A 26273-nucleotide genomic window follows, 5' to 3' on the forward strand; every position below is an offset into this window, starting at 1 on the left:
AGTGGAGCACATCGTCGCCGATGGGCAACTGCTCGTCGCATCGCTCATCGCGATCGCCGCGGGTCTTCTCTCGTTCCTCTCCCCATGCGTACTGCCGCTCGTCCCCGGCTACCTCGCGTATGTTGGGTCTACTGCCGGCTCGGCTCCCGGTGAACGCGCCCCGCGCGGTCGGGTGCTGCTCGGCTCAGTGCTGTTCGTGCTCGGCTTCACCGTCGTGCTCGTCGCGTTTCTGGCCGCTGCGGGAACGGTCGGAGTGTGGCTCCTCGAGTGGGAGTCCGTGATCACTCGAGTCATGGGCGCGGTGATCATCGTGATGGGGCTCGTGTTCGTCGGGCTCTTCAATCGGATGCAGACGACGAAGAAGATGCGCATCAAGCCGAAGCTCGGGCTCGCTGGGGCGCCGCTCCTGGGCGCGGTGTTCGCCGTTGGATGGACGCCCTGCATGGGCCCGACGCTCGGTGTGATCATGACGTTGAGCTTGCAGCAGGGCTCGGTGGCTCGATCGGTCGTGCTGGCGATCGCCTACTGCATCGGCCTCGGCCTCCCCTTCATCCTCGCCGCGCTCGGCTTCGGCTGGCTCACTCGGACGATGACATTCTTCAAGCGGCATATTCGTGCCGTGAACCTGATCGGCGGCGGGCTGCTGATCCTCATCGGTCTCCTCATGGTGACCGGCCTCTGGAGCAAGATGATGTACGCACTGCAGGCGGTGATTGGCGGCTATGTCACGCCCCTCTGATTACGACGACGGAACCGGGGCCGGCGGGTCACTCCGCGCCGAATCGCCCGAACTCGGCTTCACCGGCTGGATGCGGTGGTTCTGGCGGCAGCTCACCAGCATGCGCGTCGCGCTCGTGCTGCTCCTGCTGCTCGCCGTCGCGGCGATTCCCGGCTCGCTCGTGCCGCAGCGCAGCGCCGACCCGAACGGCGTGGTGCAGTACGAAGCCGATCATCCCAAGCTCTTCCCGATTCTCGACGCCTTCCCGATCCAGGCGTTCGACGTCTACGGCTCGGTGTGGTTCTCGGCGATCTACCTGTTGCTCTTCATCTCGCTGATCGGGTGCGTCATCCCCCGCATTACGCACCACTGGAAGGCGTGGCGCGGTCGACCCCCGAAGACGCCGGCTCGCCTCGAGCGTATGGCCGGATTCTCCGAGGTGCGACTGGTGAACCCCGAAGCGAGCGACGAGGATCGCACGGCCTTCGCCGAACGCGCCGTCGAGGAGGCGGCTCGTGTCTTGAAGAAGCTGCGCTACCGCACCGACATCCAGCGGGTTTCGCGCCGGGGCGTGGAGACGGTGTCGGTGTCGGCCGAGCGCGGATATCTGCGCGAGACCGGCAACCTGCTCTTTCACATCTCACTGCTGGGCGTACTCATCAGCGTGGGCGTCGGCGGGGTCTTCACCTTCAATGGGCAGAAGGTGCTCGTCGAGGGCGAAACCATGGTGAATCAGCTCATCGATTACGACACCGTGAATACGGGGCGCGCATTCGACTCGTCGAGCCTCGATCCGTTCGGCCTGAAGCTCGATTCGCTCGACGTCACCTACGTCACCCCCGACGACGGCAACACGAACGCGATCGGGCAGGTGCGCGACTACACGGCGAACCTCGAACTCATCGATCCCGAAGACGGGAGTATCAGCGACGAGACGATTCAGGTGAACCACCCCCTGCGCGTGCACGGGTCGCCGATCTATCTGATCGCGAACGGGTATGCTCCGCGCATCACGGTGAAGAACGCCGAGGGCACCGTCGTCTACAGCGAGGCGATGCCGTTCATTCCGCAGGACAACATGACGATGACTTCGCTCGGCGTCGTGAAGGTGCCGTACGGCATCACAGATGCAGCGGGAGAACAGGTGCAGGTCGGTCTGCGCGGGTTCTTCTACCCGACGAAGGCTGATCTCGACACGGGTGCCTACACCTCGAACTACCCCGATCTTGAAAACCCCGTGCTCACGCTCGATGTCTTCGTCGGCGACCTCGGAATCGACGACGGCGTGCCGCGCTCCGTGTATTCGCTCGACACCTCGAACATGGAGCAGCTCACGGGTCGCGCGATCGACGCGGAATCGATCGAGCTCACACCGGGGCAGACAACCGAGCTGCCCAACGGGATGGGCACGATCACGCTCGACGACGTGCCTCGATACGCCTCATTCGACGTGATGCGCAATCCGGCGCAGACGTTCGTGCTCGTGTTCGCGCTGCTCGCGCTCGGCGGCCTGGTGTGGTCGCTGTTCGTCGCGCGCCGGCGCATGTGGGTGAAGGCCGTTCCCACCGACGACGGACTCGTGCTGCAGTACGCGGCGCTGGCCCGTGGAGACGACCCGGCGCTCGAACGGGCGGTCGAGGAGTTGCGCGACAAGCACCGAGACCGCCTGTAGCGTGCGCCTCCTATGCCGCGCGCGGAGCGTCGCCAACTACTTCGCGTCGCTGACCGCCGAGACCTTCTGCGAGAAGTAGACCGGAATCAGTGAGAGCAGAATCATGACAGTCGCCACCACGTTCACCTGATTCACCTCGTTGGGCCGCGCCATCTGATTCATGATCCAGAGGGGGAGGGTCTCGACACCCGGCGGGGCGGTGAAGATCGTGACCACGATCTCATCGAATGAGAGCGCGAAGGCGAGTAGACCACCGGCGATGAAGGCGCTGCGAAACTGCGGGAAGGTGACGAGCCGGAAGGTCTGACCGATTCCGGCGCCGAGGTCCATCGACGCTTCGTCGAGATTCGGGTGCATGCGGCGCAGGCGAGCGATCACGTTGTTGAAGACCATGACCACGCAGAACGTGGCGTGCGCGATGATCATGCCCCAGTAGCCGATGTTGATGCCCATCGGCTTCAGCACCTGGAAGTACGTGTTCGAGAGCGCGACACCGGTGACGATGCCGGGAAGCGTGATCGGCAGCACGATGAGCAGGTTGACGGTGTGCTGCCCGAAGAAGCGGAAGCGCTGCAGTGCGAACGCGGCGAGCGTGCCGAGCAGCAGGGCGAAGGCCGTTGCGACGGACGCCACGATCACCGAGTTCAGCAGGGCGGCGTGCACGGCCGGGTTTGTGAGCGCCTTGCCCCACCACTCCAGCGAGAACCCGGGGATCGGCCAACCGGAGACGCGGCCCGAGTTGAACGAGTTCATGACGATCACGAACAGCGGGATGTACATGAACCCGAGCGCGATCACCGTGATGACGGTGAGCGCGGCGCGCGTGGTGCGGTTCAGACGAAGCATGTCGGTCTCCTGCGGATCTCGGTCAGAGGTTGTTGAGCGCGCCGGTGCGGCGCACCGCGCTGAGGTAGATGATGACGAGCACGATCGGCACGAAGGAGAATGCCGCAGCAAGGGGTGGATTCAGATTGATGTTCTGCGCGATGATGCTGCCGATCATCTGCGTCGAGCCGCCCACGTACATGGCCGCGATGTAGTCGCCGAGGCTCAGTGAGAACGTGAAGACGGATCCGGCGATCAGCGATGGAAGCAGCAGCGGCGCGACGATGGTGCGGATCGTGCGGGCGCCGCTTGCACCCAGGTCGGAAGAAGCGTCGAACAGATTGGTCGGGATCTGCGACACGGCGGCGTATACCGGAATCGCCATATAGGGGAACCAGAGGTAGACGAGGGTCAGGATGACGGTGAGCGTGCCGAAGCCCGGGCCCGTGATCCCGAACGGAGACAGCGCCCAGTTGAAGAAACCCTCATCGGTCCAGACGAGGCGCATCGCGATAATCTTTACGAGGTACCCCGCCCAGAGCGGCAGGGTGACGAGCACCGCGAGCACGGCCCTGAGTCTCGGGCCGGCGACCTTTGCCATGAACACGGCGAGCGGAATGGACACGACGGCGCAGATCGCGGTGACCGCGAGGGCGATGCCGAGGGTGCGCAGCGCCGTCGACAGATAGGCGGGCACAGTCACCAGCTGTTCGAAGTTCTGCAGCGTGAACCCGGGCTTCACCCGGGAGGTGAACGGGTCGGTGGTCCAGAACGCGGTCATCAGCAGCAGCACGAGCGACAGGATGTAGACGCCGAGCAGCCACGCCATCGGCAGCGTGAGCAGCGAGGCGAGGCGGCCGCGCGGATGACGGTAGAGCGCGGTCGAGACCGGTTTGGTGCGGCGCTCGAGGGTCGGCTGGTTCGACACGATGGTTCCTCACAGACGGGACGTGGTGTGACGGATGGAGCGAGTGGACCGGGTGACCGGGAGCGGCGGGCCCCCGGTCACCCGATGTCGGGGCCTTAGCCCTTGACGGTGGCCCAGGCGCTGGTCCAGTCCTGGTAGTTCGTGCACTGCACGTCGGTGCGGCCATCGAGGCACTGATCGATCGGCGTGGTCCAGAACCACACCTGCTCGAAGTACTCTTCGTCGGTCGCGTTGAAGTACTCGCAGTGCTCACGAGCCTCGTCGCTGGTCTCGCAGAACGCGGCGTTGGCGGGCGCCATGCCGAAGTTCATCGCGATCTGGCCGTTCACCTCCGGGCTGCTCGTGTAGTCCATCCACGCGTAGGCGCAGTTGGGGCTCTCGGATTCCGCCGCGAGCATCCACGCGTCCGACCAACCGGTCGAGCCCTCCTCGGGCAGAACGCTCTTGAACTTCTCGTCCTGCGTCGCCTTGCGCAGTACCTCCCAGGAGGTGCCGACCACCGAGTTGCCGCCGGTGAACGAGGTCACATTCGTCGCGGGCGACCAGTACTCCGAGACCATTCCGTTCTGCTGCTGCAGCAGCTCGACTGCTGCCGCGAGCTGCTCGTCGTCGAGTGCGTAGGGGTTCTCGATGCCGAGATCGGGCTGCGTGGCCATGAGGTAGATCGCCGCATCTGCGATGTAGATGGGGCTGTCATAGGCTGCGATGTTGCCCGCGTACGGGCTGTCGTCCTCCCAGACCACATCCCAGCTGGTGGGTTCTTCAGTGACGACGTCGGAGTTGTATTCGAGGATATTCGCGCCGCGGCCGATCGGAATGCCGTAGACGTTGCCGTTCAGTGTGTCGTAGAGCTGCCCCTTCATGCCTTCGACGATGTCGTCACCGAAGTTCGGGATCAGCTCTGTGTTCAGCGGCTGCACGTTGCCGTCGACGATGAGTCGCAGACTTGCGTCGCCCGAGGCGGAGACGAGATCGTACTCGCCGGTGCGCATCAGCTGCACCATCTCGTCGCTCGTTGCGGCGACCTTGCGGTTGACCTTGCAGCCGGTGTCTGCGGTGAACTGGTCGGCCCACGCCGGTTCGACGAAGCCCGACCAGGCGACGATGTTCACCTCCGATTCCATGTCTCCGACTGATTCGAGCGCGGGCAGGTCGGGAACGTCGATCGCGATGTCTCCCGGAGCGGTCTCACCGCCGCTGCTCGAACAGCCCGAGAGGGCGAGTCCGGCTGCGGCGACGAGGGCGGCGGGGATGACGAGTTTCTTGTGCATCGGTACTCCTTCGTAGGCGATTCGGTGTGTGGTGCGTGTGGATCGAGTGAGAAACAGGGTCAGGCGCTCGGCACAGCGACCGCGTGATCGCGGGCGAACCGCAGGCTCACGGCGTCGCCGCGCGAGATGCTCGGGTGGGTGCGAGGGGTGTGCGTGTTCTGCGCCTCGGAGATGAATCGGGTGCCACTGTCGGTTTCGACGAGGTAGCGGGTGTGCGCACCGGCGTAGACCGTTTCGAGAATGGTGCCGGCGAGCGCCACATCTGCGGCGTCCAGTGGCGCAGTGGGATCCACGAGCCGCACGCGCTCCGGACGAACGCTGTGCGGTGCGTTCTCGCCGAGGATGCGCTGTGCCGTCGAATCGGTGAGCAGATTGGTGATTCCGAGGAACCTCGCGACGAATTCGGTGCGAGGAAATTCGTACACCTCACGCGGACTGCCGACCTGCTCGATCTTCCCGTTGTTGAATACGGCGACTCGGTCGGAGAGCGTGAGCGCTTCCTCTTGATCGTGCGTGACGAACACGAACGTGATGCCGACCTCCCGCTGGATCTGCTTGAGCTCGAACTGCATCTGCTCGCGCAGCTGCTTGTCGAGGGCCCCGAGCGGTTCGTCGAGCAGGAGCACCTTGGGGCGCAGAATGAGGGCGCGAGCGAGGGCGATGCGCTGGCGCTGACCGCCGGAGAGCTGTGCGGGCGAGCGGTCGGCGACGTGCGCGAGCTGCACTTGCTCGAGCGACTCCGCCACGAGACGACGGCGCTCGGCGGCGGAGACGCCGCGCACTTTGAGCCCGTACGCGACGTTCTCAGCGATGGTGAGATGGGGGAAGAGCGCGTAGTCCTGGAACACCGTGTTGACGTCGCGGTCGAAGGGCGCCGACCTCGTGACGTCAGTGCCGTGCAGCAGGATCGAACCAGCGGTGGGCTCCTCGAAGCCGGCGATCATGCGGAGCACGGTCGTTTTGCCTGATCCGGATGGCCCGAGCATCGAGAAGAATTCGCCGGCCCGGATCTCGATGTCGAGATCGTTCACTGCGACGAGGTCGCCGAACTGCTTCCGAACGCCGCGCACCGAAACGGCGATGTCCCCCTGCTGCTCCGGGGTGGGGGCGTGATGTGTCATGCGGATGCTCCTCAACGTCGCTGTCGGCCGGATAGATGAAACATAACATATGGGTTTAGAGGATTAAGGCGGATGATCCCAATCTTCGGTCACGGTTTGGTCACGGAGTGGCGGCGGCGAAATCTCAGTCGCGACGTGCAACACTCGGTACGTTCGTGAGAATCGGAGGATCACGGTGAGCGCTCAGATGCCGTCCGCGCCCCCGAGTCGCCTGCGCACTGCGGCACTCGCGCCGATCGGCGACGAGGGCCGAATCGAGCTGGTCGAGTCGCGCATCGTTCAAGCCATTTCGGTCGGCGCCTTCACCGAAGGCGAGCGGTTGCCGAGCGAGACCGAGCTCTCGGCATTGCTGGGAGTTGCGGTCGTCACGGTTCGAGAAGCGCTGAGCGGACTGCGTCATCGCGGTCTCATCGAGACTCGGCGGGGTCGCAACGGCGGCAGCTTCGTTCGTCCGAGTCACGGATCGGTCGAAGAGGTCAATGCGCGAGCGCTGCAGGCGATGCCGCGCGTTGCGCTCGCCGACCTCGCCGTGCACTACGAGGCCGTTTGCTGTGCCTGTGCCGAGTACGCCTGTCAACGTGCGACGTCGGGTGAGATCGACGTCGTGGCCGCCGTGATCGAACGGGCCCGTGACCTCGATCGCATCGCCTGGCGCCGCAGAGTCACTGAGATCCAGCTGGAGCTCGCTGCGCTCAGCCAGTCGGTACGTCTCACCACCGAGCACGTGCGCGTGCAGACGGAGTTCACTCCGCTGCTCGCCCTGCAGGATCTCGACGCACAGGCCCGCGCGTCGACTCAGGAAGCGCTCATGGCGCAGATCCGAGCGACACGGGCGCGTGACATCGATGCAGCGCGATCCGCCATTCGTGAATCGGTCCGAGCGTCGACCCGCTGGCTCGTCGGCCTGAGAACCGAGTTGATCGCGGCCCCGCACGAGACCGATCTTCGTGGCACACTGGAAGCGCGTCGTCGGGAGGGGTGACTCTTCGGCGACCTCGAAGAAGAGGAAGAGAGTCCTGTGACTGCCGCGCCCCATACTGCAGACGCCCCGCTTCACGTGGCATTGCGCCACGTCGACGACTTTTTCGATGGCGTCTTCGCGCCACTCGACAGGTGGGTTCCGGAACTCACGTCAGTGCTCCGTCGCCAGTCGGAGCGCGGCCCGTTGACGGGCGGTCAGCTCGCCGTGATCGTCGAGCCCGGTGCGCACCGCGTGCTCGATACCGAGGGGCGCCCGCTCTACGGCGCTGGATTCTGCGCGAGTGAAGATCTCGTCGCAGAGGGCAATCCGCTCGCGTGGTGGCAGGGCCGCGACCGGGCACTGCTCGCATCGTCGACGTTCGGGCCCGGGCAGGCCGCCATCGACCTCATGCGTCTCGAGTGGTATCGAGTACCCGAGGCTACGGGTGACCGCCATGTCGCGGGGCCGTTCGTCGACTACCTGTGCTCGAACGAGGTCACCATTACCTCGGCCGTCCCGGTGCTCGTCGGGGGTGACTTCTGGGGGGTCGTCTGCGCCGATGTGCTCGTCTCGTCGCTCGAGGATGCGTTGCTCTCGGTGTTCGACGGGCATTCGGGGGTCACGCTGGTGAACGCGAACGGCCGCGTCGTGCTGTCGAACGACCCCGACTTCGAAACCGGCGACCGCTATCCGGGTGCCGATCCCGAAGACGGGTTGGCTGCGCTGCGAAGCTCGGGATCCGCGGTGCGCGTGCTGTCGTCCCAGCGCTACCCGTTCTCGCTCGTGGTCGCGGCGTAGCTTCAGCTTCAGCGCTAGCGGTCCGGCTTCCCGCTGGCTACAGCAGGTGCCCGCCGCCGGTGACCTTCATGCGACTGACGAGGTTCTTCACATCCTGGGCCCGGCTCTTCGACGTCACCAGCAGCACATCCGCGGTGTCGACGACGACAACGTCCTCGACGCCGACGAGCGCGACGAGCCGGCTGCTCTCGGAGACGACGATGCCGCTCGAGGCGTCGGAGAGCACCTGGGCGCCGTCGCCCAGCACCGCCAGATCACTGCCGCGCCCCCGGGTCAGCAGGTTCGCGACCGATGCGAAGTCGCCCACGTCATCCCAGTCGAAGTGCGCGGCGACGCACACCATCTTGCCGGCCGCTGCAGCGGGCTCGGCGACCGTGTAATCGATGGCGATCTTCGGCAGGGTCGGCCACAGACGCTCCCGCACGTCGGCGCCGCGCTCCGTGTCCCAGGCGGCGGCGATCTCCCTCAGCGATGCGACGAGGGTGGGCTGCTGTAGGGCCATCTGCTCGAGCAGCACCGACGCGCGTGCGATGAACATGCCTGCATTCCACAGGTACCCGCCGTCGGCGAGGTAGCCCTCGGCCTGCGCGGCGTCGGGCTTCTCGACGAACTCCGTCACGTCGTACACGTCGAAAGGCGCCAGGTCTCGGCGCGCATCACCCGTCGAGATGTACCCGAAGCCGGTCGCGGGGTGCGAGGGGTGGATGCCGATCGTGGCGATGTATCCCTGATCCGCGGCCTGCACCGCCGTGGTCACCGCGCGCTGAAAGAGCACGTCGCCACGGATCACGTGGTCCGCCGCGAACGACCCGAGGATCGCGTCGGGGTCGCGCAGTTCCAGGATCGCGGCCGCGAGACCGATGGCCGCCGACGAGTCCTTCGGCTCGCTCTCGGTGACGAGGTTCTCGCCGAGCAGCTCGGGCAGCTGCTCCGCAACGGAGTCGCGGTGCGAGATGCCCGTCACCACCATGGTGCGCTCCGCCGGCACGAGCGGAGCGAGTCGATCCCACGTCGCCCGGAGCAGGGAGTCTCCCGACCCGGTGAGGTCGAGGAGGAACTTGGGGGCATTCGCTCGCGAGAGCGGCCACAGTCGGGACCCCACGCCGCCCGCCGGAATCACGCACGTCAGGCGTTCAATGGCTGGGATGCGCGCAGAGCTCTCGGTCATGCGTTCAGCCTACTGCGCGGCCCGAGTTGAGCAGCCAATCATCAGATGAAAGCACGCCTCAGCCGGCCAGCGAGAGCGTGCAGGAGCGCTCGCGAAAGGTGTCATAATGGTTCCGCAGTGGATTCTCAGCCATGCGTTGTGACGGGAGTTCCCGCGCATGGCGAGATGGCTATGTCAGCCGCCGGGTGTCTCTCGGCGAAGCCCGACGAAGGAGGAAGCCCGTGTCAGCCCAAACGGCAGCAGCCGCACCCGTGGCGAGGAAGAAGGTTCGCCCCGGCGGCACCCTCTACCGCGGTAATGAGGGAATGTGGTCCTGGGTGCTGCACCGCATCACGGGTGTCTCCATCTTCTTCTTCCTGCTCGTGCACGTGCTCGACACCGCCCTCGTGCGGGTCAGCCCCGAGGCGTACAACGCCGTGATGAGCACGTACAAGACGCCCGTGATGGGTCTCGGCGAGGCGGTGCTGGTAGCGGCGATCGTCTTCCATGCGTACAACGGCGTTCGTATCATCCTCGTCGACTACTGGAGCAAGGGCGCGAAGTACCAGCGCACCATGTTCTGGGTGGTCATGGGGCTCTGGGCGGTAACGATGGCCGGCTTCCTGCCGCGTCACCTGATGAACGTATTCGGTCACTGAGCGCGGGGAGAACAGACATGTCACTGACCATTGATGCCCCGCGCTCGAAGGCGCCGGCGAAGAAGCGCACGAACTGGGAGAAGTGGGGCTGGATCTACATGCGCGTTTCGGGCGTTCTGCTCATCGTGCTCGTATTCGGCCACCTCTTCTCGAACCTCATGATCGGCGATGGCGTGCACGCCATCGACTTCGGATTCGTCGGCGGCAAGCTCTCGCAGCCGTTCTGGAAGGTGTGGGACACCCTGCTCCTCTGGCTGGCGCTCATCCACGGCGCGAACGGCATGCGCACCATTGTGAACGACTACGTCGTTCGCCCGCGCCTCGCCAAGGGGTTCAAGGTCGCGCTGTTCCTCTCGGCCACACTGCTCATCCTGCTCGGCACCATCGTGATCTACACGCTCGACCCCTGCCCCGCGGGCGCAGACCCGGCACTTGTGGCGTCGTTCTGCCCGACGCCGTAATCTCCGCGCGCAGCAGCAGCAACAGATTTCGAAACGAAGAATAGGATTCACGTGACCACAGACACCCATCAGGGCGAAGACGTCACCGTCAAGGACGGCGTCACTTATCACCAGTTCGACGTCGTCATCGTCGGCGCCGGTGGCGCCGGCATGCGAGCCGCGATCGAGGCCGGCCCGAAGGCTAAGACCGCGGTGATCACGAAGCTCTACCCGACGCGTTCGCACACGGGTGCGGCGCAGGGCGGTATGGCCGCGGCGCTCGCGAACGTCGAGGAAGACAACTGGGAGTGGCACACCTTCGACACGGTCAAGGGCGGCGACTACCTCGTCGACCAGGACGCGGCCGAGATTCTGGCGCGGGAAGCCATCGACGCGGTCATCGACCTCGAGAACATGGGACTGCCCTTCAACCGCACACCTGAGGGAAAGATCGACCAGCGCCGCTTCGGCGGGCACACGCGCGATCACGGCAAGGCCGCAGTGCGCCGTGCCTGCTACGCCGCCGACCGCACGGGCCACATGATCCTGCAGACGCTCTTCCAGAACTGCGTCAAGCTCGGCGTCAACTTCTTCAACGAGTACTACGTGCTCGATCTCGTGATGACCGAGGTCGACGGAGTCCGCAAGCCCTCCGGCGTCGTGGCCTACGAGCTCTCGACGGGCGATCTGCACGTCTTCCAGGCGAAGTCGATCGTGTTCGCCACCGGCGGGTTCGGCAAGATCTTCAAGACGACCTCGAACGCGCACACCTTGACCGGCGACGGCGTGGGCATCGTGTGGCGCCAGGGTTTGCCGCTCGAAGACATGGAGTTCTACCAGTTCCACCCCACCGGCCTCGCCGGGCTCGGGATCCTGCTCACCGAGGGAGCCCGAGGCGAGGGAGCAATTCTGCGCAACGCCTCCGGCGAGCGATTCATGGAGCGGTACGCACCCACCATCAAGGACCTCGCTCCGCGAGACATCGTGGCGCGCTCCATGGTGCAGGAAGTGCTCGACGGCCGCGGCGCCGGCCCGCACAAGGACTACGTCTACCTCGACTGCACCCACCTGGGAGCAGAGGTGCTCGAGACCAAGCTGCCGGATATCACGGAGTTCGCGCGCACCTATCTGGGCGTCGACCCGGTGACCGAGCCCGTTCCCGTGTTCCCAACGGCTCACTACGCCATGGGCGGCATCCCGACGAACAACGACGCCGAGGTGCTCTCCGACAACACCACCGTCGTGCCCGGTTTGTACGCCGCGGGCGAGTGCGCCTGCGTGTCCGTGCATGGTTCAAACCGACTCGGCACCAACTCGCTGCTCGACATCAACGTCTTCGGCAAGCGCTCGGGCAATAACGCGGCCGATTACGCGCAGACCGTTGATTTCGTTCCGCTTCCCGAGGATCCTGCGAAGATGGTTCGCGAAATGGTCGAGGGCTTCCGCAACGGAACCGGTACGGAGCGCGTCGCCGATCTGCGTCGCGAACTGCAGGAGGCCATGGACCGCGGAGCTCAGGTGTTCCGCACCGAGGAGTCGCTCACCGAGGTGCTCGGCGTGATCAACGACCTGCGCCTGCGATACATCAACGTCGGCGTGCAGGATCGCGGCAAGCGATACAACACGGATCTGCTCGAAGCGATCGAGCTCGGGTTCCTGCTCGACCTCGCAGAGGTGCTCACGTACACGGCTCGAAACCGCAAGGAGAGCCGCGGTGGGCACATGCGAGACGACTACCCGGATCGCGACGACGAGAACTACATGCAGCACACGATGGCGTATCTATCGGGTGACCCGCACTCGGCCGACCCCGACGATCACATTCGCCTGGACTGGAAGCCGGTCGTTTTCACCAAGAACGATGAAGGCGAGTTGCGCTACCCGCCGCTGGAGAGGAAGTACTAGGTCATGAGCACTGCAACCGCTGAAGCTCCCACCGCCGAGGCTCCGGAAGCACCGAAGCCCTTCACGGTGACCCTGCTGATTCGCCGTTTCGATCCCGAGTCGGGGCGCGATGCTTTTTGGGAGGACTTCGACGTCGAGATGTACCCGACGGACCGAATTCTCGACGCCCTGCACCGCATCAAGTGGGATCAGGACGGAACGCTCTCGTTCCGGCGCTCCTGCGCGCACGGCATCTGCGGGTCGGATGCCATGCGCATCAACGGCCGTAACCGCCTCGCCTGCAAGACCCTGATCAAGGATCTCGACATCTCGAAGCCGATCTACGTCGAGGCGATCAAGGGCCTGCCCCTCGAGAAGGACCTCATCGTCGACATGGAGCCCTTCTTCGCGTCATTCCGCGAGGTGCAGCCGTTCCTCGTCGCGAACTCGACTCCCGAGGGCGGCAAGGAGCGCCTGCAGACGATCGAGGATCGCGAGCGCTTCGACGACACGACGAAGTGCATCCTCTGCGCGGCGTGCACGACCAGCTGCCCGGTGTTCTGGACGGACGGGCAGTACTTCGGGCCCGCAGCGATTGTGAATGCGCACCGCTTCATCTTCGATTCACGCGATGAGAACGCCGAGGTCCGCCTCGACATCTTGAACGACACCGAGGGAGTGTGGCGCTGCCGCACCACCTTCAACTGCACCGACGCCTGCCCCCGCGGCATCCAGGTCACCAAGGCCATCGCCGAGGTCAAGGCAGCGATCCGCACCGGCAAGGTCGCGTAACGCGCCCCGGGGTTTCCCCCTCGGTTACAGTGGCTGAATGACGTCGCCCCGGAACTCCTCCGATCACGTGGAGGATTCCGGGGCGACGCGCGTTTCCGAGGTCGTCGAGCGCGGCATGCGGCGGTGGCAATGGGCGCAGCGGCTCCGGCCCGTGCGCACCTACATGCACTTCTCCGACGTCGGAGGGATCGTGCTGTCGGGCGGCATGAGCTACCAGGCACTCTTCGCAGTGTTCGCGGCGCTCTGGCTCGGGTTCGGCATCTTTGGCATCGTGCTGCGCGGCCGGCCGGAACTGCTCGAAACGGTGATCGCCCAGATCAACCTCTTCATTCCCGGGCTTGTCGGATCCGGGGGAGCGGTATCGATCGACGAGCTGATGAGCGCTCGCGCATTCGACTGGTCGAGCATCATCGCTGGGCTCGTGCTGGTGTGGGTCGCGCTGAACTGGTTCACAGGAACACGGCGCTCGATCCGCATCATCTTCGGTCTCGAAGTGCGCCTCTATCGCAACCCGGTGCTGCTGAAACTGCGTGACTTCGTGCTCGCGATCGTGTTCTTCGCGGCGATACTCGTTTCGGCGGTGCTCACCGTACTCAGCTCCAACCTCGCCGATCAGTTTCTCTCCTGGATCGGCGCGGATCATGGAAACTGGTTCGTGGGCACACTCGGCACCGTCCTGCGCTACGCCGCGGTATACCTCTTCGATATCGTGCTGCTGATCGCCATGCACCGCTTTCTGGCCGAGGTGCGCGTACCTCGATGGCGTCTGGTCATCGGCTGCGGCCTTGGGGCGCTGGTCATGTTGGGCCTCAAGATGTTGGGCGGTGTGCTCATCGGGGGCGCGACGAGCAACCCGCTCCTCGCTACGTTCGCCGTCTTCGCCGGGTTGCTGCTCTGGTTCAATCTCATCTGCCGCACGCTGCTGCTGACGTCGTCGTGGATCGTGACGGGTCTCAACCCCGAGCTGGGTCGCCCGACTGATGAGGCTATCGAATGATGCACTGAGCCGGAGGCGCGTCGAGCTCATTCATCGCTTCGAGCGGAAACTGCGTCCAGGGAGACGCCCGACCGTCGGCTAGCCGCAACTGAATCTCGAGAGTCGCCCCGGCGGCGCCCGTTTCCGTTCCGGGGAGGAAGACGGGGGAGCTCGAATACCAACGGGCGTCGCCGAGCACCTGCATCTGCTCCGGATGCTCGGTGACCTGACCGGCGTGCACCACCCGCGCGAACACCAGCGCGCCGAGCAGCGCCGAGCGCCCCTCGATGTAGACGCTGCCGTCGCTGCAACGCGCCCACCTCGGGTCGATCGGCGTCAGTGACGGATCTCCCTCGTCTTGCGGGTCTGGCTCCGGGATCGGCTCCGGTTGCGGTTCTGGTTCCGGCTGCGGCTGCGGTTCGGGATCTGGCTGCGGTTCCGGCTGCGGTTCGGGATCTGGCTGCGGTTCCGGCGCGGGTTGCGGATCCGGAATCGGATTCAGGCCCGGCTGCGGGCTCGCTGGATGATCGGGATCGTCGCCATCTCCGCCATCTTCGCCCGCCGGGCTGCTCGGTGTTCGTCCGCTCGGGTCCGAGCGAGGCGAGTCCAACGGAATTTTGACGACCTCGTGAGCGTCATCACCGGCCGCACCGCTGCGCGATTCGTCTGCGGTCTGCTCTGCGCGATCCTCGGCGCTCTCTTCCGCACTCTCCTCGGATCCCCGCTCGCTCTGGTCTTCAGCGGTTGGGTCCTGCGCCTCCGCTTCGGATTCGGGCACGAGGGACGGCGTGGCGACAATCTCCGAGTTGCTCGATGCATCGGCGGCTCGCGACAGGTAGAGGGCTCCACCACCGACCACGAGGGCTGCCGCCGTTGCGGCAGCGAGGAGCAGGGTTCCCGAGACGCCGCCGAGGATGCCTCCGGTCACTGTTCCTGCAGTCACCGATCCGCCGGCAGAGCCCGAGGCAGCGCCGCCGGGAGGGCTCCCACCGGAACTGCCCGGCCCGGCCACCTCGCTCCCGCTGCTACCGGCTGGCGCACCGTCGGCGAAGCCGGCTGCCGTCGCCGGCGTCGCGGCACCGGAGCCGCCGAGAAAACCGAACGTCGTGCCGCCGCCGAGCAGGATCCCGACGAGCACCAGGGCAAGCTGGCGGTTGAGAGCTGCGAACTCGGCGGCAGCGCGAGCGCAGTCGTCGCACGAATCTAGGTGCGCTGACACGGCACGGCTCGCCGCAGCAGTGAGCTTGCCCCGCTGGTAGCGCTGGAGGTGATCGAGCGTCGTGCGGCACTCCGCGTGGCGCAGTTCGCGATCGACATGGACTTCCACCCATGCCGATTGCAGCGCTTCACGAGCGCGCTTCGCGAGCGCGGAGACGGCATTGGCCGAGAGGCCGAGAATCTTCGCGACTTCGCGGGGCGGCATCCCTTCGACCTCGGTGTACCAGAGCACGGCCTGCCACCGTTCATTGAGGCTCCCGAACGCTCGCGCGGCGGCATTGCGGTCGAACGCGCCGTCCTCCCACGGGCCCGCCTCAGTGAGGTCGGGAACATGGTCGAGGTCGTCGCTCGATTCCTCCGGCGAGCTCCAGCGATCGGCGGCGATGGAGCGTATGGTTCGGTACAGGTACGGGCGAAAGGCCCCGCGCGGCCCCCGACCGGTGAGCACGAGTTCGAAGATGCGCAGGTACGCCTCCGAGAGAATGTCGTCAGCGTGGGACGCGGAGCTCATGTGTCGCGCCGCAGTGCGACCGGCACGGCTATGACGTTGCCAGAGCAGCGCAAAAGCCGACGGATCGCCCGCACGTACGATGTCGAGTAATTCGGCGTCTGAACGATCAGCGTTCGCTGCGTCATGCATCGGGGTGCCCTCCGTACTCGTGGTACCCCCGTGAACGAAAACAGCGTGCAGCGTCTCCACCTCGCCGCACACGTCGCGCGGTGAACTCCCCGCCGTCTAGTATGCGCCGATTCTTCGCAAATTCCGAACCTCAAAAGATTCTCTGCAGAAATTCACTCAAACGCGCGTCACGTTTCGATCGATCTCCGGTGTCATCTGTGAGCTCGGTTCCCGTTCGCTCCCCACTTGAAGTACCCCAGAGCGGGAGCCGAGCGCTTGCACAATTCCACCCAACAGATTCCACTCACTCACCCGCCCAGTGCACTCAGTACCCCGAGGTTGAAATTGCCACACTATTCGACGCCTGCACACCGACGCTCGCCCCGGAGTCGAACCATCACCACCGCTGCGGCGGTCTTGATCGCGATCGGATGCGCACTCGTCGCTGTGCTCGCCGCAGCGTCCCCCATTACTGCGCAGTTCGACCGGCCAGCCACAGAATCATCGGCCGAAGTGCTGCTCTGCGTCGGCGCCGCGCTCGCGTTCGGCACTGCAGTGCTGGGCAGCACATGGGCGCGGCGCCGCACGTCTGTCGGCTGACCGGGAGGTCTACGCTGGAGCTATGAAGCAGCAGCGCGCGGTCGAGCCGCACGACGTCGTCGATCTCATCACTGCGAAGCGTTTCGGGCGTGCACTCGAGCCAGGTGAGATCTCCTGGCTCGTCGACGCATTCACACGCGGCGTGGTGGCTCCCGAGCAGATGAGCGCACTGCTCATGGCCGTCATGATTCAGGGCATGGAGCGCGATGAGATTCGGGCCATGACCGAAGCCATGATCGCGAGCGGCGAGCGCATGGATTTCACCGGTCTGGGCCGCCCGGCGATCGATAAGCACTCGACCGGCGGTGTCGGCGACAAGATCACCCTGCCGCTGGTGCCACTGCTGGCTTCGCTCGGCGTCGCCGTGCCGCAGCTCTCGGGGCGCGGGCTCGGTCACACCGGCGGCACGCTCGACAAGCTCGAGTCCATTCCGGGGTGGCGGGCTTCCCTCTCCAACGACGAGATGCTGGCGATGCTCACCGATATCGGCGGCGTCATCTGCGCTGCGGGCACCGGCCTCGCGCCCGCGGATCGCAAGATGTACGCGCTCCGAGACGTGACCGGCACCGTCGCGGCCGTGCCGCTCATCGCATCATCGATCATGAGCAAGAAGATCGCTGAGGGTGCGGGCGGACTCGTGCTCGACGTCAAATTCGGATCCGGAGCCTTTCTGCCCGCCGTCACGGACGCGCGCGAGCTCGCTACCACGATGGTGCGTCTCGGAGAAGACTCTGGTCTGCAGACCGTGGCGCTGCTCACGGACATGGACGCCCCGCTGGGTCGGGCGGTGGGGAATGCGAACGAGGTGCGCGAGTCGGTCGAGGTGCTCGCCGGGGGCGGTCCGAGCGATGTCGTCGAACTCACCCTGGCGCTGGCGCGGGAGATGCTCGGGCTAGCCGGGATGCCGCACGTCGATCCCGCCCCGGCGCTGCAGGACGGCCGGGCGATGGACGCCTGGCGACGTCTGATCGCAGCCCAGGGCGGCGATCCGTACGCGGCGCTTCCCGAGGCCCGTGAGTACGAGACGGTGCGGGCCGAGTCCGACGGCACCGTGCAGCGGGTCGATGCGCGAGCGGTGGGCGTGGGTGCGTGGCGCCTGGGAGCCGGGCGAGCTCGACCGGGCGATCCGGTCGATCATGCTGCCGGTGTCGAGGTGCTCGTACGCCCGGGGGACCGGGTCACGGCCGGCGACCCGATGTTCATCGCGGCGTGCGACCATGCCGGTCGGATGGCGCGCGGCGTGGATGCACTGCGCGGGGCGGTCGAACTCGGCGAGGCGGCGCCCGATCCGCGCCCGCTCGTGGCTGGACGCATCACCGCCGAGGAGTGCGCGCGCGAAGCGTAGGGTCAGCCGCGCTGCGAGACGAGCTCGGCGAAGGCCTGGGGAATCGCGGCTGCTACGTCTGCGGCGGTGATGGGGTGCCCCGAACCGTCGGCCCGCGGGTCGTCTGCAGCGTGCCGTGCGGCGTGATCGTGCAGCAGTGCGGCGGTTGCACCGAGGCGCGCGAGCAGGTCGGGATCATCGTGAACCTCAGCGGATCTTCCCGCGACGAGCGCTCCGAGAATCCCCGCGAGCACATCGCCGGTACCCGCGCTCGCGAGCCAGGGAGTCGCCGGCCCGGCACTGAGCACCCGGCCTCTGGGCGATGCGCACACGGTGACCGAACCCTTGAGCAGCACTGTCGCGTCGAGGGCTGCCGCAAGGCGTGCGGCGGCCACGCCGCGTGGTGCCGGATCGATGCCGCGCGAGTCCCAGTCATCGGGAAGGTCACCGAGCTGCGCTGATCGCCACAGCCGTTCGAACTCGCCGCCGTGGGGCGTGAGGATCACGGGCGCCGAGCGATCCGCGCCCGCAGTCACGAGCTCGAGCGCCCCTGCGTCGATCACGAGCGGTGCGTCGCCAGCGAGGAGCGTCCGCAATTCGCCGAGTTCCGCCGCCGAGCGCGTTGCCGCGTCGGTGCCCGAGCCCATCACCCAGGCGTCGCAGGGTCTGCCGGTGGGAGGCCCGAGAACGGTCTCCGGCCGCGCTGCGAGCACCGCCGCGGCGGGTGTTGGCAGTCCGAATGGAGGGGCAGCATCATCGACGGGCGGCACGTAGCGCAGCATACCGACGCCGGCGCGCCACGCAGCGGTCACACCGAGTACGGCGGCGCCGGGATAGTGCGCTGCGCCGGTGCGCACCCCGAGCACGCCCCGCCGATACTTGTCGTCGCGCGGGCCGGGCGGGCGCAGCATCGAAGCCGCGTCCTGGGCCGTCCAACTCTCGGTCACGCTGAGCGCGCTTCCGTCTGCAACGCCTCCAGGTACTGCCGAACCGAGCGCTCGAGGTCTCCGAGGGCACGCTCTGCCGTTGCGCGCCGCTCAGCCGCTGCGCCGACGTCGCTGAACGTATCCAGATACACCTTCAACTTGGGCTCGGTGCCGCTGGGGCGGATCATAACGCGGGAGCCGTCGGCGAGATCGTACCGGAGCACGTCGGCGGGAACCTCCGCTGCGCCGGGCTCTTGCAGGTCACGCGTTTCGATGACCGCCGTCGCGCCGAAGTGCTGCGGCGGCTGCGCGCGCACCCGTGCCGTGAGTGCGGACGCGGCGGCCATCGAGGCAAGGCGAAGGGTCACTTGACCGCTCGCGAAGTGGCCGAAGCGCTCGCTGGCCTCATCGAGCCGATCCCAGATCGTGCGTCCCTCTGACGCGAGCTCCCGAACCATCGCGATGGCGTCTGCGCTCGCCGATATGCCGTCCTTATCGCGCACCACCGCTGGATGAATGAGATACCCGAGCGCCTCCTCGAACCCGAAGACAAGGCCGGGAACACGGGAGACCCATTTGAATCCCGAGAGCGTCTCCGCGTACTCGAAGCCGTACGCGTCGGCGACGGCCCGCAGCACGGGGGAGGAGACGATCGTGCAGGCGAGTGCGCCGCTCACGGGAACCTGGCGCTGCTCGGCGCGCGCGGCCGCCCGTTCAGCGGCGCGCCACCCGAGCAGGAGGCCGAGCTCGTTGCCCGTGAGGCGCCGGTACCCCGACGCCTCTGAGGGGTGCGGGGCGGCGAGCGCGAGGCGATCCGCGTCAGGATCGTGCGCCACGATCAGGTCGGCGTTCACCGCTCGTGCGGTGCGGTACGAGAGGTCAAGGGCTCCCGGCTCCTCAGGGTTCGGGAAGTCGACGGTGGGGAAGTTGCCGTCGGGCGCCAGCTGTTCGCGCACCGGTGTCACCCGCGGCAGCCCCGAGGAGAGGAAGACGCGCTGCGCGAGCTCGGCGCCCACTCCGTGCATCGCGGTGTAGACGACCCGGAGGTCCGTGTCGGTGCCGATCGCGACGCCCGGCGATTCGACTCGCTGGGGCAGGCCCGCGAGCACGGCGGCCGAGGTTTCCGACACGTAGGCGTCGGCGACACCGCTGCCGAGAACCGAATAGCCATGAGCGCGGCGGATCTCGGCCACCGGGGTCGCGGCGACGCGTTCGATGTGCGCAGCGATCGCGGCGTCGGTGGGAGGAGCGATCTGCGATCCGGCATCGTCGTCGCCGAGATATACCTTGTACCCGTTGTCGCGCGGTGGGTTGTGGCTCGCGGTGATCATGATCCCGGCCGAGACATCCAGGTGGCGCACTGCGAATGCGGTGAGCGGGGTGGGGCCAGCCTCGGGCAGCAGGTACGCCGCGATGCCCGCGCCGCTCATGACTTCGGCTGCATCGCGCGCGAAGATCGTCGAGCCGATGCGACCGTCGTATCCGATAACCACGGAGGGAGCGTCGCGGGATCCGCGTCGCCTGGCCTCCTCCCAGAGGTATGCCGCGAATCCTGCGGAGGTTTGCGAGACGACCACCCGGTTCATGCGCATGGGGCCGGCACCGATCCGCCCGCGGAGACCCGCAGTGCCGAAGGCGAGTCGGCCGCTGAATGCCGCGGTGAGCTCGGCGATGGCCGCGTCGTCGCCGCGGGACGACCGTTCGATGAGCGCGCGCGCTTCGGCGCGGGTGCTCGCATCGATGTCGGCGTCGGCCCAGGCCGTCGCCACCGCGATCACCTCGGCGAGGTGCGCGGGCGTCGCTGCGTCGTCGGTGCCCGTGTCGCGAGGCGCGGCAGCGGCGCGCGCCTTCCGCGGAGATGCTGTCTCGGATGATGCCATCGCGGCGTCTCCCTTCCCCTGGTCATGCCGGTTTCAAGCTACCACTCCCGGGCTGGAGTCATGCCGCCGTGCGATGATGGTGGGATGCGTTCGGGTCTCGAACGCATCTGTCGAGAGGAAGCCCCATGTGCTCACCGGTCCGTTGTTCCACGTGCAACAAAGTGACGTGGTCGGGGTGCGGTCTGCATATTGAAGAAGCGCTCGCCGAATTCTCGAAGGATCAGCGCTGCACCTGCGAGCGCTAAGCGTTCAGGCCGCCAAGTGCTGATGCAGCGCGGCGGCGGCGCGATACCCGGAGGCCACGGCTCCCGAGAGCGACTGGGCGAGCCCGGTGTGCTCGCCCGCGATCGCCACGCGCCCCGCGGTGTTCTCGAAGGCGCGCGCATCCGCCGCTTCCCAGTCGAGGCCGGCGGCGGTGTACGACCCGCGGGTGAACGGGTCATCCTCCCACGTCGTGAGGAGCACCTCCCCGTCGATCTCGAGCTCCGGTCGCATCTGCTGCAGCGCGCGTACCCAGCCAACCGGCCCCGAAGCGACGTCGAGCGCTTCGAGTGCGAACGGGCCGCCGGCGAAGGATGAGAGCGCGTTGATCCGGTGCTCGCCGTCCGAGGAGAGCGACCGCCAAGACCACCAGGTGTGAGCGGGGTTCTGCAGCGCGATATCGTCATCGACGCGCGCGATCGGCACACCGAGCTTCGCCGCGACGGCCATGAACCGGTGATCGAGGGCGCGCTGCTGCGCTTCGGGAAGGGCGAAGCCGAGGTCGAGGGCGCGCAACACGGGAAACGGCACCGCGAGCACCGCGGCATCCGCATCGATGCGTTCGCCATCGGTGAGCGTGACCTGCACACCGTTCGAGGTCTGGTCGAGCGCTGAGACCGGATGCTCGAGGCGTACGCGATCGCTCATGCGGCGAGCGATCTCGATCGACAGGCCCTGATTGCCTCCGACCAGACGGCCGCCGTCTTCGATGTACCCGCCAGTCGTCGACGACTCGTGCAGCAGCACCGCCGCGGCGCTGATGCGGTTCGGATCGGCTGCCGCCGAGGTTGTGGTGCGGCGGTAGACGGGGTCCAGTCGGTACTCTGCACCCAGCGCCTCTGCAAACGCGCGCTCGAGCGATACCCGCGATTCGCCGTCGGCGATCATGTCGCTGAGCGTTGTCGACACCCGCGCCACCGTATCGCCGAGTTCGGCGAAGCTGATGACACGGCCGTCGACGGTGCGACGACCGTACCGCACGTTGTGCGAGAGGATGGGAACGCCCAGCTCTGCGGCGAGCCTCCGAATGGGGAACTCCGTGGGGAAGATGTACTCCCCGCCTCGCTCCGTGATCTCACCGTTGCCCAGACGCTGCGACCACGTCCGCCCGCCTACGCGATCCTTCGCCTCGAGTACGGTGCACCGATGACCTGACTTCTCGAGCTCCCAGGCGGCGGTGAGGCCGGCGAGACCAGCCCCGATGACGACGATGTCCATTCCCTGTTCCTCCTCGAACCCGGTTCGCGCATAACCGCGGCTGAACGATGTGTTCAGTGGTGTGTCGCTCACTGTACAGTCGCCCGGGTCGTCGTGCAATGACGAGGGCCCGCGCGCATCGTGGACGACGAATGCGCGCGGGCCCTGCCGACGGGGGATATCAGGCGTCGATGTCGACGTCCTTCGTCTCCTTCGTGAGCAGCAGTGACACGAAGGTGATGAGGCCGGCGCCCGAGAGGTACAGGCCGACGAGCAGCGGGCTGCCATCGGCGAGACCCCAGAGCCACACGGCGACGATCGGCGCGAGCGCGGCACCGAGGATCGACGACATGTTGTACGCCACGGCCGAGCCGGTGTATCGCACGTTCGTGGGGAACATCTCGGGCAGGAACGCGCCCATCGGCCCGAATGTCAGACCCATGAGGGTGAAGCCGAGCGCGAGGAAGAACATCACCATCGGCGTGCTTCCCCCACCGAGCATCGGCACGAAGAGCAGACCGAACAGCACGATCGCGCCGGTCACGACGAGCAGCGTCTTGCGGCGGCCGAAGCGATCGGCGAGGGGGCCCGAGACGAGGGTGAAGATGCCGAAGAACACGACTCCGAACACCAGCATCAGGATGAACGCGTTGTAGGTGTAGCCGGCCCCGGGCACCTCAGCGTCGGTCGGGCGCGTGCCGTAGGTGAGCGTGTACGAGGTCATCAGGTAGAAGAGCACGTAGGTCGCGAGCATCGCGAAGGTGCCGAGAATCAGCCCCTTCCAGTGGAACTTGAAGGCTTCCGCGATCGGCATGCGCTTCACGCCGCCCGACTGCTTGGCCTGCTCGAACGCGTGCGACTCGACGAGCTTGAGGCGCACCCAGAGACCGACGATCACCATGAAGGCGGAGAAGAGGAACGGGATTCGCCATCCCCACTCGAGGAAGGCTGCCGAAGGCTGACCCGGGTTCGCCGGATCGGCCAGCAGGTGATTGATCACGTAGAAGAGCATGTTCGCGATGATGAACCCGATGGGCGCGCCGAGCTGGGGGAACGTTCCGTACCAGGCGCGCTTGCCCGCGGGGGCGTTCTCGGTGGCGACGAGCGCCGCTCCCGACCACTCGCCGCCGAGCGCGAAGCCCTGCGCGAGGCGCATGATGAGCAGTAGCACGGCAGCCCACACGCCGATCTGAGAATGCGTCGGCAGCAGGCCGATTGCGAAGGTCGCGATGCCCATGGTGAGCAGCGAGGCCACGAGCGTGGTCTTGCGACCGAGACGGTCGCCGAGGTGGCCGAAGAAAATTGCGCCGACCGGCCGGGCGAGCATGGCCGCGCCGAAGGTCGCGAACGACGCGAGCAGCGCGGTCGTCTCGTTCTCCGACGGGAAGAAGAGGTGCGGGAACACGAGCACGGCCGCGGTGGCGTAGACGTAGAAGTCGTAGAACTCGATGGTGGTGCCGACGAGGCTCGCGAGGATCACGCGTGAGCGCGAGTTGCGAGGCTGGGTCGAGGGCAGGGAAGTGGTGGCTGACACAGTGCGGCTTTCGAAAAGGATGGCGTGTGTGCGAGCAGCTCAGACCCGGATCGGGCTCAGTGCGCGACGTCGGGCGTGCCCGCTTGTGGCGGACTCCGCAATGATACTCATGATCCGCACCGAGTTCATACTTCGGGTGCGGAACATGGAGCTCTACGTTGGCCCGCGTGTCTTCGTTCGGTCGCCGCGGGAGCAGGGTCGAGCGATCATGCAGATGCCATTCTCGCGGCGCCTTCAGTGCTTGCTTGCCCTAGTGTTCTTGAGGCGGTATTTGATGTCCCTCTCGAGGAGCAGAATCGCTCGCATCGTCGAGCTTCCGAGACTGCCGTTCAATCTCTTGAACCGCTGAATGTTGCGTCGGTTGGAACAGCTCTGCTGCCACACCGAGCAGTGCAGGCCCGCCTCCTTTTGGTTTGCGCTTCCGATAGAACAGCCAGCCACGCGTTTCCATCCACAGAAGAATGCGGTCGACTAGGAAGATTCCTATAGCGATACACGCAACACCTATCAACCAAGCCATATATCCTCCTACCTCGCGATCGAGGGGGCTTCCCCCCCGACATCAGCGGACGAGCGGGTCAGCGAACAGTATCCGGGCGTATACAGCACTTTAATGACCTTTCAAGGGTGGGCTTCGCTGTGAAGGTCACGAACCGGTATCGCTCGTTGCCGGATGAGGGGGGACACTGTACGGTGGGACAAAATTCACTGAACATCTTGTTCAGTATCCGCATTGATGCGGTACAGCGGTTCGAGGAGGAACCCATGTCGGCAGATGACGCGCTCGAACTCGGACGCCGGGTGGCCGCGCTTCGCGAGGTGCGCGGCATGAGTCTGCGCGCGCTCGCCGCAGCCGCGGGCGTGAGCTCGAGCTTCCTGAGCCAGCTCGAGAACGCGCGCACGAATGCGAGCGTCGCATCGCTGCGCAAGATCGCGGTCGCCCTCGGCGTCTCACTCGCGCAACTGCTCGACGACAAGCTCGTGCACACGCGTGGCGTGCTCCGCGCTGCCGATCGGCCGACGCTGCCCCTCGAGGGCGCTGACAAGTACGTGCTGTCGCTGCCACCGCTGCGCAACCTCGAGGTGTACGCGGGGCACTTCGAACCCGGAGGGTCCACCGGCGCCGATCTCTACACGCACGGGCAGTCACAGGAGATGCTCGTCGTCACGATGGGTGAGATCGTGCTGCAGCTCGGCGATGATCGCTACACGCTGCGCACCGACGACTCGATCGAGTTCCTGAGCTCGGTGCCGCACCGGGTCGCCAATGAATCGGATGCCCCGGCGAGCGTCATGTGGATCAACAGCCCGCCCACCCCGGCCGAAGCGGCGCATCCCGCCTGATCGCAGACCGTGACATCACACCATGCATGACCATCAACGGAGAGGACGCATCATGAAGACACGAATCGCCCGCACACTGACGTCGGGCTTGGCCATCCTGGGCGCCGGCGCACTGCTCGTCGGCTGCTCGGCCCCCGGGCCCGCCGCGGAGATCGATCTCGGCAGCGGACCGGCCGAAGTGGGCACCGTGAAGGAGGGCGCGCTCGACGGGATGAATCTCACCTTCGTCTCCTGGGGCGGCGTGTTCCAGGAAGGGCAGATGGAAGCGATCGGGAAGCCGTTCGCCGAAGAATCGGGCGCGAACGTGCTCGAGGACGGCCCGACGGAGTACGCGAAGGTCAAGGCGCAGGTCGACAACAACGCAGTCACCTGGGACGTCGTAGACACGGACATCATCTGGGCGCAGAAGCAGTGCGGCGAAGAGGGTCTGTTAATGGACATCGATACCTCGATCGTCGACACGTCTCACGTGCCGGAGGGACTGGTCGGCGACTGCTACGTCCCCGCGATGCAATACGGCTACGTCATCCTGTACAACGCCGACACGTACGCGACGCCGCCGACCGGCTGGAACGACTTCTTCGACACCGAGAACTTCCCGGGCAAGCGCGCGATCGCCGGCTTCGAAGATGTGGGACCGGGTGTCTACGAGGGCGCGCTGCTTGCAGACGGAGTCGCGGCCGACGAGCTGTACCCGCTCGACATGGATCGCGCATACGATCGCATCGACACGATCCGCGACGACCTCATCTACTGGAAGACCGGCGCCGAATCGCAGCAGATGATCGAGTCGGGAGAAGCCGATATGGCACTCGTCTGGTCGGGTCGCGGGTACGCGGCCGTGGAGAACGGCGCGAATTACAAGCCGATCTGGAAAGAGTCACTGCAGATCGTCGAGGCGCTGGGAGTGCCGAAGGGCGCTGCCAACCCCGACGCGGCGATGGCCTTCATCAACTACTACCTCGGTCAGGAGCAGCAGGAGAAGCTCACCGAGCTCACCTCGTACTCGCCCGTGCACGATGAGGCTCAGCCAGAACTCGACGAACTCGGACAGGAATTCCTCGTCACCGACCCGGCGATCGCAGATCAGATGGTCGCGACCGATGCGCAGTGGTGGGCGGAGAACTACGATTCGGAGCTCGAGCGCTGGATGACGTGGCTGCAGGGATGAGCTGATA

General features: G+C 66.2%; 23 protein-coding genes. 13 read left to right on the forward strand and 10 right to left on the reverse strand.

The window, feature by feature from the left end; translation table 11 throughout:
* The first annotated feature begins 1 nt into the window (after window position 1).
* Both AB0O71_RS09345 and AB0O71_RS09350 read left to right on the forward strand, forming a co-directional pair.
* Window positions 2–739: a cytochrome c biogenesis protein CcdA gene (locus AB0O71_RS09345; protein ID WP_363744562.1), complete on the forward strand. Its 738-nt coding sequence runs from the start codon at window positions 2–4 to the stop codon at window positions 737–739.
* Complete coding sequence (locus tag AB0O71_RS09350; RefSeq protein ID WP_363744564.1) at window positions 723–2390, forward strand: cytochrome c biogenesis protein ResB; 1668 nt, start codon at window positions 723–725, stop codon at window positions 2388–2390. The genes AB0O71_RS09345 and AB0O71_RS09350 overlap by 17 nt, the downstream gene beginning before the upstream one ends.
* Before the next feature lie 36 nt (window positions 2391–2426).
* On the opposite strand, the gene AB0O71_RS09355 is transcribed toward AB0O71_RS09350, so the two are convergent.
* The 4 genes from AB0O71_RS09355 to AB0O71_RS09370 form a co-directional block, all read right to left on the reverse strand.
* Window positions 2427–3236, reverse strand: coding sequence for an ABC transporter permease (locus tag AB0O71_RS09355; protein ID WP_363744566.1), 810 nt, complete (start codon window positions 3234–3236; stop codon window positions 2427–2429).
* A 22-nt stretch (window positions 3237–3258) separates the two neighbouring features.
* The gene (locus tag AB0O71_RS09360) at window positions 3259–4143 is read right to left on the reverse strand and encodes an ABC transporter permease (protein WP_363744569.1); all 885 of its coding nucleotides are present in this window, start codon (window positions 4141–4143) and stop codon (window positions 3259–3261) included.
* A gap of 95 nt (window positions 4144–4238) precedes the next feature.
* Complete coding sequence (locus tag AB0O71_RS09365; RefSeq protein WP_363744571.1) at window positions 4239–5414, reverse strand: extracellular solute-binding protein; 1176 nt, start codon at window positions 5412–5414, stop codon at window positions 4239–4241.
* A 59-nt stretch (window positions 5415–5473) separates the two neighbouring features.
* The gene (locus AB0O71_RS09370; RefSeq protein WP_363744574.1) at window positions 5474–6535 is read right to left on the reverse strand and encodes an ABC transporter ATP-binding protein; all 1062 of its coding nucleotides are present in this window, start codon (window positions 6533–6535) and stop codon (window positions 5474–5476) included.
* A gap of 175 nt (window positions 6536–6710) precedes the next feature.
* Here AB0O71_RS09370 and AB0O71_RS09375 point away from each other — a divergent pair, with 175 nt between their 5' ends.
* Together AB0O71_RS09375 and AB0O71_RS09380 are read left to right on the forward strand one after the other, a co-directional pair.
* Complete coding sequence (locus AB0O71_RS09375) at window positions 6711–7517, forward strand: GntR family transcriptional regulator (RefSeq protein ID WP_363744576.1); 807 nt, start codon at window positions 6711–6713, stop codon at window positions 7515–7517.
* Between the two features lie 36 nt (window positions 7518–7553).
* Window positions 7554–8294: a hypothetical protein gene (locus tag AB0O71_RS09380; RefSeq protein ID WP_363744578.1), complete on the forward strand. Its 741-nt coding sequence runs from the start codon at window positions 7554–7556 to the stop codon at window positions 8292–8294.
* Between the two features lie 37 nt (window positions 8295–8331).
* On the opposite strand, the gene AB0O71_RS09385 is transcribed toward AB0O71_RS09380, so the two are convergent.
* Window positions 8332–9462: a mannose-1-phosphate guanylyltransferase gene (locus AB0O71_RS09385; protein ID WP_363744580.1), complete on the reverse strand. Its 1131-nt coding sequence runs from the start codon at window positions 9460–9462 to the stop codon at window positions 8332–8334.
* Window positions 9463–9683: 221 nt separating this feature from the next.
* On the opposite strand from AB0O71_RS09385, the gene sdhC reads away from it, so the two are divergent.
* The 5 genes from sdhC to AB0O71_RS09410 are packed head-to-tail and all read left to right on the forward strand — an operon-like array spanning window position 9684 to window position 14213.
* Window positions 9684–10100 (forward strand): succinate dehydrogenase, cytochrome b556 subunit, encoded by a 417-nt coding sequence (gene sdhC, locus AB0O71_RS09390; RefSeq protein WP_363744582.1) that lies wholly within the window; start codon window positions 9684–9686, stop codon window positions 10098–10100.
* A 17-nt stretch (window positions 10101–10117) separates the two neighbouring features.
* Window positions 10118–10561, forward strand: coding sequence for a succinate dehydrogenase hydrophobic membrane anchor subunit (locus tag AB0O71_RS09395; protein WP_363744584.1), 444 nt, complete (start codon window positions 10118–10120; stop codon window positions 10559–10561).
* Window positions 10562–10612: 51 nt separating this feature from the next.
* Complete coding sequence (gene sdhA, locus AB0O71_RS09400; RefSeq protein WP_363744586.1) at window positions 10613–12445, forward strand: succinate dehydrogenase flavoprotein subunit; 1833 nt, start codon at window positions 10613–10615, stop codon at window positions 12443–12445.
* A gap of 3 nt (window positions 12446–12448) precedes the next feature.
* Window positions 12449–13216, forward strand: coding sequence for a succinate dehydrogenase iron-sulfur subunit (locus AB0O71_RS09405; RefSeq protein WP_363744588.1), 768 nt, complete (start codon window positions 12449–12451; stop codon window positions 13214–13216).
* 37 nt (window positions 13217–13253) lie between these two features.
* Window positions 13254–14213: a YhjD/YihY/BrkB family envelope integrity protein gene (locus tag AB0O71_RS09410; protein WP_363744590.1), complete on the forward strand. Its 960-nt coding sequence runs from the start codon at window positions 13254–13256 to the stop codon at window positions 14211–14213.
* Here the strand turns inward: AB0O71_RS09410 and AB0O71_RS09415 are convergent.
* Window positions 14203–16050 carry a sigma-70 family RNA polymerase sigma factor gene (locus AB0O71_RS09415; RefSeq protein ID WP_363744592.1) on the reverse strand — a complete coding sequence of 616 codons (1848 nt, stop codon included), beginning with the start codon at window positions 16048–16050 and terminating at the stop codon, window positions 14203–14205. The two genes, AB0O71_RS09410 and AB0O71_RS09415, sit on opposite strands and share 11 nt — an antisense overlap.
* 396 nt (window positions 16051–16446) lie before the next feature.
* On the opposite strand from AB0O71_RS09415, the gene AB0O71_RS09420 reads away from it, so the two are divergent.
* Window positions 16447–16629, forward strand: coding sequence for a hypothetical protein (locus tag AB0O71_RS09420; protein WP_363744594.1), 183 nt, complete (start codon window positions 16447–16449; stop codon window positions 16627–16629).
* Window positions 16630–16651: 22 nt separating this feature from the next.
* Complete coding sequence (locus AB0O71_RS09425) at window positions 16652–17974, forward strand: thymidine phosphorylase (RefSeq protein ID WP_363744596.1); 1323 nt, start codon at window positions 16652–16654, stop codon at window positions 17972–17974.
* A 2-nt stretch (window positions 17975–17976) separates the two neighbouring features.
* On the opposite strand, the gene AB0O71_RS09430 is transcribed toward AB0O71_RS09425, so the two are convergent.
* The 4 genes from AB0O71_RS09430 to AB0O71_RS09445 form a co-directional block, all read right to left on the reverse strand.
* Window positions 17977–18900 (reverse strand): ADP/ATP-dependent (S)-NAD(P)H-hydrate dehydratase, encoded by a 924-nt coding sequence (locus tag AB0O71_RS09430; protein ID WP_363744598.1) that lies wholly within the window; start codon window positions 18898–18900, stop codon window positions 17977–17979.
* Entirely contained in the window at window positions 18897–20759 is a 1863-nt protein-coding gene (locus tag AB0O71_RS09435; RefSeq protein ID WP_363744600.1) for a phospho-sugar mutase, read from the reverse strand. Before AB0O71_RS09435 ends, AB0O71_RS09430 begins: the two co-directional genes overlap by 4 nt.
* A gap of 249 nt (window positions 20760–21008) precedes the next feature.
* Window positions 21009–22238, reverse strand: a complete 1230-nt coding sequence (locus tag AB0O71_RS09440; RefSeq protein ID WP_363744602.1) for an NAD(P)/FAD-dependent oxidoreductase — start codon at window positions 22236–22238, stop codon at window positions 21009–21011.
* A 160-nt stretch (window positions 22239–22398) separates the two neighbouring features.
* Window positions 22399–23751 carry an MFS transporter gene (locus AB0O71_RS09445; protein ID WP_363744605.1) on the reverse strand — a complete coding sequence of 451 codons (1353 nt, stop codon included), beginning with the start codon at window positions 23749–23751 and terminating at the stop codon, window positions 22399–22401.
* 765 nt (window positions 23752–24516) lie between these two features.
* Here AB0O71_RS09445 and AB0O71_RS09450 point away from each other — a divergent pair.
* On the forward strand, window positions 24517–25095 hold the full coding sequence (locus tag AB0O71_RS09450) for a cupin domain-containing protein (protein WP_363744607.1): 579 nt from the start codon (window positions 24517–24519) through the stop codon (window positions 25093–25095).
* A gap of 52 nt (window positions 25096–25147) precedes the next feature.
* Entirely contained in the window at window positions 25148–26266 is a 1119-nt protein-coding gene (locus AB0O71_RS09455; RefSeq protein ID WP_363744609.1) for an ABC transporter substrate-binding protein, read from the forward strand.
* The last annotated feature ends 7 nt before the right edge of the window (window positions 26267–26273 follow it).

This window comes from Leucobacter sp. NPDC077196 (assembly GCF_040687075.1).
In the GTDB taxonomy this organism is placed as follows: domain Bacteria; phylum Actinomycetota; class Actinomycetes; order Actinomycetales; family Microbacteriaceae; genus Leucobacter.